Here is a 12,953-nt window from a genome sequence, read left to right on the forward strand (position 1 = left end):
CTCATGCAGGTGTCTCTGTCGGAAGCGGCGGCGACTCGGTCTCGGCCGCCTGCGCTTTTTCTTTCTCATAAATGGCTCGCAGCTGACGCAACACGCTGAGATCGGCCTGGAAGTCGACGTGGTGGGGGAGCTTCAAATGCTGCACGAAACCCGAGGCCTCGACGTTATCGCTGTGATACAAGACGAACTCCTGGTCATTCGCGGGTGATGTATCGGTCTCCCCGAATTCCGTGGCACGCATCGAACGGTCCACCAGTGCCATCGACATCGCCTTTCGCTCGCCATAACCAAAGCTGACGCCATAGCCGCGCGTGAATTGCGGTGCATGCGTGGCGTCGCCGGCGAACGTATTGATCATCTGGCATTCGGTCATCTCGATTTCGCCGATGACGACCGGCAAATCCAGTTCTGGCAGATGCAGTTCGACTTCGACATTGCCAAATCGAATTTCAGCGGCAAAGGGATGGGTATTGCCATAACCGCGCTGTGTCGAATAGCCCATTGCCAGCAGGAAGCCTTCATCCGCCCGCGTCAGGTTTTGTAATCGCGCGGAGCGGTCGGCCGGTATCGACAGCGCGCTGCGTGTCAAGTCGGTCGGCTCCGCATGCGCAGCCGATACTTCCTCACGCTCCACCAATCCTTCCCGTTCCAGAATGGCCGTCACCCCGGGTGGCGCGACACCAACGCGATTGTCCGGCGAGACGCTATCGCCGTCCGGTACCGTGGGCGTGGTGGTTGGCGCCGGTTCCGTAGCATATGCAGGGTCCGGCGATGAGGTCTGGTCTTCGGCTTCCAATGAGAAATCCAGCAAACGCTGCGTATAGTCGAAAGTGGGGCCAAGCAATTGACCGCCGGGCACGTCCTTATACGTGGCGGAAATACGGCGACGCACCTGCATGCGGTCCGTTTCCAACGGCGTTGCGTAACCGAAGCGCGGCAGCGTTGTTCGATACGCGCGGAGCAGAAAGGCCGCTTCAACGAGATCGCCAGCTGATTGCTTGATCGCCAATCCCGCAAGGTGCCGGTCGTACAACGCCCCTTCGGTCATCACGCGCGAGACGGCAAATGGCATTTGCTCGACGATTTGCGCCACCGACAGAGCAGGCAGGGTGGTATCGCCGCGCCGATAGGCGTCCAATAGTCGATAGGACGCGAGAATGGCCTTCTCGCCCCCTTTTACGGCAACGTACATATCAGGCCTCCCTTTGTGTGGTGCGCGGCAAACCGCAGAACGTCGCGCCGCATACCAGGAATACATCCACGCCTAGCGGAAAATGCGTTTGGTTTGCGCGCCATTGCGTCCAGAAATCGGCCGGTAATCCGATGGCATGCAGCGTTTGCGTCGTGGCGATGCCCGGGCCGTGCAGGATCACGCGTTCGGCCGAGCGGGCATCATAAGATGTGTTCGTGGACGGCGACGACGCGGTGTCGTCGAGCATCGGCAGCTCGATCAACAGCGTGGTGGAGGTATGAGGGTTTGCCGCGTCTCCCTGGGCAAACGTACGCAACGCCGGCCACGGGTCTCCGGAGCGTGCCGAGAGGACGGCGAACGCCGCTTTTTCGGGGCGATCCGTCAACGTGCAACCGTTGTGGAAACGGAGAAACCGGCGTATCGATTCGTCGAATTCGGATGCAAGCCAGATTGGCGTATCGCCGTCCGCCAGTGTCAACAACAACGCGGCCATCGCCATCGATAATGGCGCGGGCGCCTCGCAGCGGGCGGCATCCGGCATGGCATGCAAACGTCCCGGATGGGCGAGCGCGTGCAATGCCGTTCGGAACGCTGCTTGCGACCCTTGTACCGGATCAGCAAATCCGGACAGCATCCAGGCGCTTGTGGCGTCGCTGGGGCGGGACGCTTCGGCGCGATGGCGATCCGCGCCGGTATCGATCAACGACGTCGCATCGGTTTGCGTGCATGCCGCTGCATGCGTGCGCGTTTCATTCGGCATGGGTATCATCCTTTGGGCGCTTTGGGTTGGCTGGACCCAGGCACGCCGTTGTTTTCGCCTGCGTCGCCGACATCGTCCTCGGCATCACCTCGCGCGAGCGTAAAGAAATCAACGCGCGATGCCGCGTTTTCCGCTGCGCGTCGTGCGGCACGGGTCGCGCGCGCCGTCTGGAGCGGCGCCAGCACCGCGGCCTGGGTGATCGCATGCCAGTCACTGGTCTGCAGCAATGCGTCGGCAAACGCCGCATGCTCCGCGTGCTGGCGGTTGCGGCCTTGCACGTAGGCCAATCCCAATTCTCCGTTCGGCAATGCCAGCGCGCACCGGGTGACCGTCATTTCACCTAGATTGAACGGCGCGCCATTTCCCCCGGCGCGGCCGCGCACCATGGCCATTCCGGTTTCCGGCGCGCGGATGACACGGAAGCGTGGCAGGTCGTGCGTCCGAGACAGTACATCGAACGCGGCGGCGAGCGCGGCACCGTCAGCGAGGGCCAACTCGCGCATCCAGGCGGTACGGGCCGTGGCGATGTTGTCATGATCGGCCGAGGGTCTGGCGCCGTCGTTCGCGGCGGAGGATAGGGTTTGCATAGGTAGATGTCTATACAACTAGATCGGAGGGACGGTGTCGTGATCGGTTTCGAATGGGCTCATTCAAACGGATCGATATGAAGTTATCGTGACAGCGCGATGCTTTCTAGCGCGATTTCTTCCGCCTGTTTCGCGTAAAATTCGTCATCGATCGGTGGGAAGTCAGGCCCTTTAAGGCGGTACGGTTCTGAAGCCATCGCATGACACGGCACAGGCGCGGCGTAATGCGTCGGATGCAATCGAACTCAACAGGCCCGCTCATGGGGGCATGGCTGGAAAGGCAATATGGTCGAACGTGACACAGGCGTTGCAGTATGGCGGCAAATTGGCGAATCGCTGGCCGAGGACATCCGGGCGCGGCGATATCCGCCAGGCGCGCAGTTACCTACGGAAAACGCGCTTGCAACGCACTATGCGGTGAATCGTCATACGGTTCGTCGCGCGATTGGCGAACTGGCGCAGCATGGACTGGTGCGTATCGAGCGGGGGCGCGGCACATTCGTCGAATCGAGCGCATTGCGCTATGCGATTGGAAAGCGCACGCGTTTTACCGAAACATTGCGGCAACACGGCATGCACGGACAGACCACGGTGATCGATAGCGCCATGTTGACCGATGCAACGATCGCGCGTCATCTTGGTTTGACCCGCCAGGCAAAACTGCTCTATGTGCGTATATGTCGCCACGCGGAAAAAAACCCGGTCAGTGTTTCCGACAACTATTTCGATGCGCGCCGCTTTCCTGGTTTTGTCGATGCCCTACGGGAAACGGCTTCCGTTTCCGTAGCATTCGAACGACACGGTGTCGACGATTACATCCGGCTCTGGTCGCGAATTACCGCGCGCCTGCCGGAAGCCGATATCGCCCGTCTCCTTGACCAACCGAAAATGCGGCCCATCCTTCAAGTCGAGGCCTTGAACGCAGACTTGCAAGGCGCGCCGCTGCAATACACGATTGCCCGTCTCGCCGGTGACGGCGTTGAATTGATGGTGAGTAACGAAGACGTCTAGACATCCGAATGTCATAGTGGGACGTCAGACTGTCCTCTGGCGCGATCGGCATGGTCGCGATCCTGGACGACACTGACCTATCGGAGTACCACATGACGGACGCCCACGCATTGTTATCGCCGCCAGGAGTGGCTTCTGGTGCGCGCGGGATGACACAGCCGCACACCACGCACGGGGTTACCACACTGCGGCCCGCCGCGTTGGGAGGGATCGTTGGCCGTCGTGTGCTGACGCGGGACGGCGTTGGCGCGGCGCGCATGTGTTTCGACGGCGAGACAATAGCCGATGTCGTTTCGGACGCGGGAGCCGGCGCGGCCACCGTCATGTCGCGGTATGACAATATCGATTTCCTCGATGCCGGTGACTTATTGGTGCTGCCGGGCATCGTCGACATCCACGGAGACGCCTTCGAACGTGCGGTCATGCCTCGTCCCGGTGTGCATTTCGACTATGGACACGCTTTATGGGATGTCGATCGGCAGTTGCTGGTCAACGGTATCACTACCGCATTTCACGGCGTGACTGTGTCATGGGAAGGCGGATTGCGCGGAGCATCATACGCCGAGCGCATGTTTGATGCGCTTCATCGGCACGCCAATGTGTTAGGGGCGCGGCATCAGGTTCACCTGCGTTTCGAGACACATAACCTCGATGACGTCGATCGTGCGTGCGCATGGATCGACGAAGGCCGCATCGGCTTCGTTGCATTGAACGACCATCTGCCTTCGATGTACAAGCGCTTGGGAAATGACCGGAAACTGCTGCAATACGCCGACCGGGCGCAATGCGATCTCGACGCGTTTTCACAGCGGATCATCCATGCGCATGCACGTGCCGACGACGTTCCCGCGGCAATGGCCCGACTGGTGAAAACAGCGTTGTCAGCTGGCTTGCGGGTGGCGTCGCATGACGACCCCGACGAAACGGTTCGCCGCGACTATCACGCATTGGGATGCGATGTCGCCGAGTTTCCCTTGAATGTTCCCACCGCCGCGCTTGCGCACTCGCTTGGAAATGCCGTGATCTTCGGTGCGCCAAACGTCGTGCGTGGGGGCAGCCATGTCAATGCGCCGAATGCATTGGAAATGGTGCGTGCGGGCTACTGTAACGTGTTGGCGTCTGATTACTACTATCCAGCGCCCCTGCACGCGGTGTTCATGCTGGTTGCGCAGGGTGTACGGACCCTTGCGGAGGCCTGGCCCTTGGTGTCGGCGAATCCGGCGCTGGCGGCAAACTTGACGGACCGCGGGATGCTGGCAACAGGACAGCGCGCTGATGTGGTCGTCGTCGACGATAGCTTGCCGGGCTTGCCGCGTGTCGTGGCAACGGTGGTCAACGGGCGCATCGTCTTTGCCGACCGTCACTGGGCATTGCGGTCCGGTTCCGCCTCGGCAGTGTTCTCCGATGGCGCGCTGACCAACGCGCGTGAAGAGGAATAAATCGATGAGGCGTTCGGATATGGCGACTATCAAGCGATGTGACGACGATATGTTGCGTGCCGCTGCCGATGGTGCGGGCCCGCAACGGCTGTCGTCCACTGCACGGTTTGCCGTTTATCTTGCGCCCTCTGGGCCTTTTGATGCGCTAGGACGGCAATGGCTGGGAAGAGACGCGCAAACGGGCCAAGCCTTGGCACGTGACTGGGTTGCTGGATTGGCGTCCGACGATATGTTGTTCGGCGCCGGGGGCGATGCGGGTCAGGACGTGATCACGGCGGCGACCGTGGACGCCTGGACAGACGATCCGCGGCGTTATGGATTACACGCGACGATGAAACCGCCCTTTCGGCTCGCGCATGGCCGATCCGCTTTCGCGCTGGATCAGGCGGTGCGGGTCATCGCTACGTCGACAACGCCATTTGATCTGCCATTGCGCCTTGGTTCCTTGCGTGGATTTTTGGCATGGCAACCTGCCGATACCGTCGTCGCGCAAGGGCCATTGCAGCGACTCGCGGATCAGTGCGTGGCGCGGCTCGACGCCTTCCGGGCCGCGCCGACCGATGCCGAACGTGCAAGGCGAATGGCCAGGGGAGAAGGCAAGGACGCATGTTTTGACGTCCGTCAGCAAGCCAATCTCGATCGATGGGGTTACCCTTACGTTTTCGACACATTTCATTTTCATGTCACGTTGACGAGACGGCTGACACCGGAGGCGGAAGCGCGGGCGCGCCGTGCTCTGATGGCGTTAGCTGTGCGGGAAGAGGCGGGGGGGCGATCAGGGATGGTTACCGCGCTTACCGGGGCGGTGATGCCGGTACGCACAATCTCGATTTTCGTGCAGCCTGAGACGGATGCACCATTCGTTGTCGCACGGCATTATGATTTTGATGGCGGCGTGCAGGACGGCGTTGGTGCATGGGCGTTGTCTGATACGACAGAAAGCATTGAAACAGAAGCAGGGCGGCAGAGGGCGCAATGAACGACATTTCATCCGTGGCGCATTCGCGTTCCGTGAAAAGTGCAACCGCTGATGGCGATGCGTCTGGACGTCGTCATTCAGATGTCGCGTCATTGGCGACATCGAGAGCGTCGGAACGCGGCAGGCTCTTTTATTTGATGGGTGCATCTGGCAGTGGCAAGGACAGTATATTGCGCTGGATCGGATCGCGTCTCGATGACAATGACCGCGTGATGGTGGCACATCGTTATTTGACGCGTGCGAGTGATGCGAACGAAGCGGGGCTTACATTAAGCGAATCGGAGTTCAAGCGTCGCGTTCATCTGGGGTGTTACGCACTTCATTGGTGTACCCATGGCGTGCACTATGGTGTGGGCATCGAGATCGATGCATGGCGTGAAAAGGGGTTGAACGTGCTGGTCAATGGTTCGCGGGGACATCTGGGTGATGCGTTCGCGCGTTATCCGGATCTTCACGCTATTGCATTGCGCGTTGATCCAGAAATTCTGGCAACCCGTTTGCGGAAACGCGGTCGTGAAACCGGTAGCGAGGTTGCAGCGCGCCTGGTGCGAGGTATTCAGTCATTCAACGTGCCGCGGCATTGTCTGATGCATGAGGTCCGGAACGATGGTGCATTGGACGAAGCGGCTGCCGCGGTACTGGCATTGGTACGGAATGAATAGGGCATGGCCATGCGCAAGCTGTCCGTCCAAGGTGGCGACAGAGCCCTGGTCATCGGTTAGCGTCACCGCCTGTCGCGATGGCGATTCGCACAAATGACCACGGTGGAAAATGTCGGGGTTGTTGGTACAACGAGCCGCTGTGTCAGCGCGAATCTTTCGATTCTTTACATGGATTTGCGGGCGATGCGGGTCTACGGCATTGCAGGCCAAGTGGGGCGGCTGCGCGTTGAAAGCAGGCGCGGTATGATGATTTTATTTTAGGAGTTGCCCATGAAATCATCCATCGTTCTCATCTGTGCCGTGTTGGCGGTTGCCGTATCGGGTACCGCTTCGGCGGCAGGCTGTTTGAAAGGTGCGGCAGTCGGCGGGGTTGCGGGCCACGTTGCGGGCAAGCACGCGGTGCTTGGCGCCGCGGCGGGTTGCGCTATCGGGCACCACGAAGCGTCCAAGAAACAGAAGGCGGCAAATCAAGCGGCCGCTGCCGGCAACGCACCCAACGGTCACTGAGCCCACGCGTCAGCGCATGGCGTTGACTGCTTCCTTGTGAAAGCGCATCGCCGGGATAGGTGTTCGAAACGGCTGGGACAGAAACACTCCCGCCTCCGCGACGTCGAGAGGCTTGCTGAACCAGAAGCCTTGAATCGCCGAGCAGCCGTTCTCCATCAAGAATGCCAATTGTTCTGGCGTTTCAACGCCTTCTGCGATGACTTCCAAATTCAACTGCCGACAGAGCGCGACTACGGCACGCGCGATTGTCTGATCGTTCTTGTTATCCGTTACGCCGCGAACGAAAGACTGATCCAGCTTCAGTCGCGCGATAGGGAACGATTTCAAGGCGCTCAAACTTGAATAGCCGGTACCGAAATCGTCGATCGACAGCCGCACGCCCATCTGTTGCAGCACGCGCATGCGGGATACGGCGCGTGGCACGTCCAACATGATGACGCTCTCGGTAATCTCCAATTCGAGATATCCAGGATCTAGGCCGCTGCGCCGCAACGCCTCGGCGACGGACTTGACAAGTCCATCGTCGGCGAATTGGCGCGCCGAAACATTGACCGAGACAATGACCGAGGGATATCCAGCATCCTGCCATGCCTTGTTTTGCCGACACGCTGTTTCCAATACCCAGGCGCCGATTGGTACGATCAAGCCGTTTTCCTCGGCAAACGGGATAAAGGCCGCCGGCATTATTACCCCGTGGCGGGGATGATGCCAGCGGAGTAATGCCTCCATCCCCACCACACGCGAGGCGGCAAGATCAACTTGCGGTTGATAGACCAATCGCAGTTCACCACCATCCAACGCATGTCCCAGCGCTTCCTTGAGGCGCAACTTCTCATGGGCTTGCGAATTCATTTCAGCGGTGTAGGCGCACCAGGTATTGCGACCGTTTTCCTTGGCGCGATACATCGCCGAATCGGCGTTCATCAGCAGTGCTTGCGTGTCGTCACCGTCTTCAGGGAAACGCGCGGATCCGATACTGGCGCTGACACGATATTCTTCGTTCAACAGCTGGACGGGTTCGGCGATGATCGTCCGGACATAGGCGATCGTGCTGGCAAGACCGTCGCCATCATGGGCGGCCGCGCATAGTACCAGCACGAACTCATCGCCGCCGAGCCGCGCGACCATGTCTGCCGGATCGAGTGCCGCCGTCATCCGTTTCGCGATGGTCTTTAATAGTGTGTCGCCGGCGTGGTGACCCAGGCTGTCGTTGATCAGCTTGAAATTATCGAGATCGATAAAGACGATGGTGACGCTGCTGCGATCCTGCCGGGCCTGCGCGAGGACTTCCACCAGCCGCTCGGACAACATCAAGCGGTTTGGCAGCCCGGTGAGCGCATCATGTTTTGCCATATGGCGAATCGTGCGCTCCACTTCGGAGCGTTCGACGGCAATGCCGATCAAGCGCCTTGCTGCCCCGATGGCGTCCAGTTCGGCTTCCGTTGCGTGCCGGGATTCACGCGAGAAGACCACTAATGCGGCAAGCGGACGTGGACCGAGGGGGTGCGCGGCCTGGTTGTCGCCGCGCGCACTCGACGTCCCCCCGTTCTGCTGCGATGCATTGCTATGCGCGAGCACCGGGAACGCCCAACTATCGGTGAAATCGTCCAGGCCACACTGCGTCATGCCGCGATCGAAAGCCGCATCGGTGGCCCGCGACACATGAATGGACTTGCGAAAGTGAATGGCTCGTCCTCCCGGACCCGCACGCGGGCCGACTGGGGCGCCATTCGCTACCTCATAGTATGCAACCGGCAGTTCGCCGATCGCGCCGACTCGCATCGTGGAACCATCCTCAGAACATAGCAGAATCGCGCATCGTGCATTCTCAAGCTGCCCATCGAGCTGTTCGATGAGGTGCGCAAGTATGCGGTCCAGCGGTGTGCTGGTTGCAATCATCTCCAGCAGTCGATTTTGCTGTACGCGCCGCACGTCGGTGAGTTTTTGCGCGCTGATATCGCGTATGATCGACACTAGGCCATCCTCCAACCGCACAACCTGACGATGTAGCCAGATTTGCGTTCCATCCGCACGGTGATGGAGCCATTCCGTGGCGTCGGTCTGACCAGTGATGGCGACCGTGGTCAATGCGGCATAACCGTCGGGGCCGCAGAGATTGGACGATACCGGATCGATACGCCGCCCAATCAGCGACATTTGCGACTCACCGAGCAATTGGGTTGCACGCCCGCTGGCGGCGGTAATGATGAAGGCGGTGATGCCTTTTTGTGAGCGCCACAGCGTGCGTAGTACCACGAAGCCATCGAGGCTTGCCTCTGACGCGGCGAAGTAGGTCCGCTGGATGCGTCGCGTGTTCCGGCGACTACGCGCGAGCTGCCAGCTCATTCCGGTCAGCGTCGCCGTGAGCAACGCCAAGGCAATGCTGGCAATGCATGCCGATAACAAATACGTTTGTCGGCTGGCCCGATACCCGGCCATCTGCTCGTCCGCGGACAAGCCAACCACGGCTGTCAGGGGGAAGTCGTGCAGCGCCCGCACACTGGTAAATCGCAGGATGCCGTCCCCCCAGCGTGTCAGCGTGACCTCATCCGATAAATGGGCAATGGCATTGGCCGCAGCGTTATCGATCAATGTATTGTTCCAATCGGTGCGACTGCCGATTCGTGCCGCCCGGACTCTTGCATCGTTGTCGGCGAGCAGGAGCATACCCGCCTCTCCCATGCGGGTATCGTCATAGCCGCTGGTGAAGTAGTCCTTGTCCACGCACAACACCACGACACCGACAAATCCGCCAGCTGCATTGTGCAACGCCCGGGTGAACGTCACTTGCCCTTTTCTCATACTGGGGTCTTGCGTGCTGTCCGTCACTGCCGTTGGGTTCTCGTCGGCTGACGCGTCGACGGATAGTTCGCGGGTCACGTCGCGCGCCCGCGCTTCCGGCAGCTTGCCATCATTCAATCCGGTACGTCGGAGCAGCGGGGCGCCCGTGCCGTGATGGCGCATGGTGGCATGCTCGCCAGTAGACGCGTGTGCGCGCGGGTCTTTCCGCCCGCCCAGCTTGCTTTGATGATCACGCGCGGCCTTGTGTGTTTCCGTGTCAGCATGGTGACGCCTGACATTGTGCGGGGAGTGGCGTACGGCATCTCGCCAATTGTCCAGTGTCGTCTTGGTGGCCAGCGTCGGTTTGACGGGGGGCAATGGATTGCCTGACCGTGCGCGCACCGAGGTGAAAAAAAACCGGTCTGCGATACTGTTGCCGTCATGAAGAAATTCGCCATTGCTATCTCGTACGATCCCGTGGGCGTCGGAGATCGCGAGCGCGAAGACCACCGAGGGCGGCAACAGGCCACGTTTTTCGTAATCGCGCAGTCGCGTATGAGGAGACTGCTTCACATTGAACTCCAGCATGCGGAGCGTCTGATCGATATACACGAGGTTGCGTTGCAACTGCGCTTCATACGTATCGGATAATTCCCGGACGTTTTGCATCGCGGCCCGGGATGCCGCCACTTCCTCGACGCGTAGCAATCGATAGACGGAGAGCCAGCCGACGGCGAGCAGGATCAGACAAAAGATCGGCAACAGAATATGCGTATCGGTGAGTCGCGAGCGTGCGCCGCGTGTTTCCACGCGTTCGCGAAAATGATCCGGACGCAATGCACGTGTGTACTTCATCGCAGATGCAGCACGACTTTGACTGTACTGTCTACGTTACTCGCTTCGAGGTAACCAATGCCGCCAGGGGTGGTTCGCACGAAGTTTTTCACGGCATCAGTGCTGCCTGCTTCGCGAGGCGGCTTGCCACGCCCCGTAAATATCAGGCGCGACCAATAGGCTTTCATCTGCGCCGGCGATCGGCCGCAGAGTACGATGTAAAAGCGATCCCGCACTTCGCTGCGCTCTGGCGCGTCTGTCGGCAGCGCGGTTGTCCCGTTCGGAAGACTGGCGCTTCGATCGAGGAAAATGTTGGCAACCTGATCCTGATCCAACTGCGTGACGGTGCTATTTGCCGCGACCACAACGACAAGATCGGTATCGGCATGACCTGCTTGCATCGCCATCCAGATTCCAATGCCAATCAATGCGCTGCGTAGCGTTCCGTTAAGCGATTTGAACGAGAAGATCATGGCGCCCCCTCGTCAAAACACAAAATCGAGCGCGATACCGAGGACATTCGTCCCGGTTCCGAGCTGATATGTGGGTTGCAGGTTCATCAGGTTGCCACTGGAATTAGCTGGCAAACCTATGTGATCGTATTGCACCTTCAAATCAATGTTGTGGGCAACGTCCCAGCGTACGCCGGCTGAAAAGGTGTGCTGTCCTTGGTTGGCGTTCGGTGTCAGCGTAGAGCGCTGCATCGAGTAGGAGCGTGAATACGTGAGGAAGGGCGTGAACTTTCCAATACGATAGCCACCGGTGATATAGGCCGCCAGGTAGCCAGGGGTAATATTGTCGCTGGTGACGCGTGCGATTTCAGATTGGACAAACCATTTCCCCGGATCGTAGCTGACCGAGATACTGGTAGACGAACCGGGTAGCGAGTCGTACGGCGGTGGGAATGCGCTTATCGCGATAGTGCCTTTGATATAGGCAACACGTCCAGTAAAGGCGCCATACTCGAATGTATCGAAGGCGCCATATACGCGTTTCGTCTGGACGCGATAATTGCCAGGTATGGCATGGAAAGCCGAGGTCCCTATCATGAGACGCACGGTATTAACGGCTTGCCCGATACCAAATGCGTACGATACATCGGCACCGTCGCTATTGGTGATCGGCTCACTATTATAGACTTCGTTTGGTGCGTGCAGCCACGGATTGGCGTATCCGACGTTACGGAAATCAGAGTTCGCGAACGTCGGGATCTCGATTCGGCCAACACGAACGCTGAAATTGGGCGTCACCGCGTATTTGACATTCGCCCATTCGAGATGCGGTACGAAGCGGTTGTCATAGCCTTGCTGTGCCAGCACCTGCACCACCGCGCTCAGTCGGTCCGTAAATCGTGCGGCGAGTTGTACACCGAATATACTGGTGTTTGCGATATCGTATCGGCGCGAACGGCCGGTTCCGGTCGGCTGGAAGGCACTATTGACGACATCGGCGGATTTCAGCGTGGAATGCGATACGCCCAGCGTGCCGAAACCACTCAGCGTGAAAATATCCGCGAGGCCAGGGTTCGTCGGCCACTTCGTGGTGGTTGCGCTGGCGGATTGTGCCGCGGCCGGATTGGCCATTCCGGCATCCGATTGGGGGGCAATTGACGCGGACTGGGTTTCTGTCCCTGCTTCTGAGCTGCTCTGAGTCTGGACAGCGGCCAATGACGCGTGGTCCTCGCTATCCGTGCCCGCCGTCGAAGCGGCATAGGCAGGCCAAGCGATGGCATACACTGTGGCCGCACCCGCCAGAAAGGCGGATCGCAGCCCACGGACGACCGTAATGAAGCTGACCCGATCGCTTTTCATAATTTCAAGGCAAGCACTTGCCGGTTATCGCACTATCAAACGACCCTGGCGACTGGAAGGCAACGTGCGCCGTAGCGACGTGATTGCCTTGGAAGTACGCGGCCGCGCGAAAATGCGTATCGCGGAGCAACGCGCATTTCTGGGGTATCGCTTCACATAACGGCAAGCGCGGCGTAAACTTTAATACGACTGTTTGATTTTTTTTGTAACGATCTACGATATCAAAATCCGTCCCGGATGCCGATTTGCCCGCCAGATAGCGTCACTCGGCTGGGTGTGGTGAAGTGGCGGCGTCACTGGCTTGCTGCGCGGTCCCAATATTCGGGTACGGCATGTTCGCGCGTAGAAAAGCGTTTGCCCGCCGATGTATCACGGCTGACCCTCAAACAT

General features: G+C 59.5%; 12 protein-coding genes. 6 read left to right on the forward strand and 6 right to left on the reverse strand.

All coding sequences use genetic code 11. The features are described 5' to 3' along the window. Position 1 precedes the first annotated feature (1 nt). The 3 genes from WM40_RS15115 to phnG are packed head-to-tail and all read right to left on the reverse strand — an operon-like array spanning position 2 to position 2,539. Positions 2 to 1,192 carry a carbon-phosphorus lyase complex subunit gene (locus WM40_RS15115; protein ID WP_024903286.1) on the reverse strand — a complete coding sequence of 397 codons (1,191 nt, stop codon included), beginning with the start codon at positions 1,190 to 1,192 and terminating at the stop codon, positions 2 to 4. 1 nt (position 1,193) lies between these two features. Beyond that, positions 1,194 to 1,952 (reverse strand): phosphonate C-P lyase system protein PhnH, encoded by a 759-nt coding sequence (gene phnH / locus WM40_RS15120; protein WP_052738344.1) that lies wholly within the window; start codon positions 1,950 to 1,952, stop codon positions 1,194 to 1,196. Between the two features lie 5 nt (positions 1,953 to 1,957). After that, positions 1,958 to 2,539, reverse strand: coding sequence for a phosphonate C-P lyase system protein PhnG (gene phnG, locus WM40_RS15125; protein ID WP_082102789.1), 582 nt, complete (start codon positions 2,537 to 2,539; stop codon positions 1,958 to 1,960). Between the two features lie 285 nt (positions 2,540 to 2,824). Between phnG and phnF the strand changes: the two genes are divergently transcribed. The 6 genes from phnF (at position 2,825) to WM40_RS15150 (ending at position 7,137) form a co-directional block, all read left to right on the forward strand. Then, on the forward strand, positions 2,825 to 3,550 hold the full coding sequence (gene phnF / locus WM40_RS15130) for a phosphonate metabolism transcriptional regulator PhnF (RefSeq protein ID WP_024903283.1): 726 nt from the start codon (positions 2,825 to 2,827) through the stop codon (positions 3,548 to 3,550). 149 nt (positions 3,551 to 3,699) lie between these two features. Continuing rightward, a complete protein-coding gene (locus tag WM40_RS15135) occupies positions 3,700 to 4,989 on the forward strand; it encodes an alpha-D-ribose 1-methylphosphonate 5-triphosphate diphosphatase (protein ID WP_046153283.1) in 1,290 nt (429 codons plus the stop codon). Positions 4,990 to 5,008: 19 nt separating this feature from the next. Further along, a complete protein-coding gene (locus tag WM40_RS15140) occupies positions 5,009 to 5,968 on the forward strand; it encodes a DUF1045 domain-containing protein (protein WP_236693535.1) in 960 nt (319 codons plus the stop codon). Further along, positions 5,965 to 6,630: a phosphonate metabolism protein/1,5-bisphosphokinase (PRPP-forming) PhnN gene (phnN, locus tag WM40_RS15145; RefSeq protein WP_081764896.1), complete on the forward strand. Its 666-nt coding sequence runs from the start codon at positions 5,965 to 5,967 to the stop codon at positions 6,628 to 6,630. Before WM40_RS15140 ends, phnN begins: the two co-directional genes overlap by 4 nt. A gap of 93 nt (positions 6,631 to 6,723) precedes the next feature. Continuing rightward, complete coding sequence (locus WM40_RS30180) at positions 6,724 to 6,891, forward strand: hypothetical protein (RefSeq protein ID WP_157685003.1); 168 nt, start codon at positions 6,724 to 6,726, stop codon at positions 6,889 to 6,891. Positions 6,892 to 6,900: 9 nt separating this feature from the next. Then, positions 6,901 to 7,137: a hypothetical protein gene (locus WM40_RS15150; protein WP_024903279.1), complete on the forward strand. Its 237-nt coding sequence runs from the start codon at positions 6,901 to 6,903 to the stop codon at positions 7,135 to 7,137. A gap of 9 nt (positions 7,138 to 7,146) precedes the next feature. Here WM40_RS15150 and WM40_RS27960 read toward each other — a convergent pair whose 3' ends face one another. From WM40_RS27960 to WM40_RS15165, 3 genes are read right to left on the reverse strand one after another with little or no spacing between them, the layout of a single operon-like run. After that, entirely contained in the window at positions 7,147 to 10,773 is a 3,627-nt protein-coding gene (locus tag WM40_RS27960) for an EAL domain-containing protein (RefSeq protein WP_052738345.1), read from the reverse strand. Then, positions 10,770 to 11,225: a hypothetical protein gene (locus WM40_RS15160; protein ID WP_024903277.1), complete on the reverse strand. Its 456-nt coding sequence runs from the start codon at positions 11,223 to 11,225 to the stop codon at positions 10,770 to 10,772. The genes WM40_RS27960 and WM40_RS15160 overlap by 4 nt, the downstream gene beginning before the upstream one ends. 12 nt (positions 11,226 to 11,237) lie before the next feature. Further along, positions 11,238 to 12,563 (reverse strand): hypothetical protein, encoded by a 1,326-nt coding sequence (locus WM40_RS15165; protein WP_052738346.1) that lies wholly within the window; start codon positions 12,561 to 12,563, stop codon positions 11,238 to 11,240. Between the last annotated feature and the right edge of the window lie 390 nt (positions 12,564 to 12,953).

Origin of the sequence: Robbsia andropogonis (assembly GCF_000970345.1) — a bacterium.
Classification (GTDB): domain Bacteria; phylum Pseudomonadota; class Gammaproteobacteria; order Burkholderiales; family Burkholderiaceae; genus Robbsia; species Robbsia andropogonis.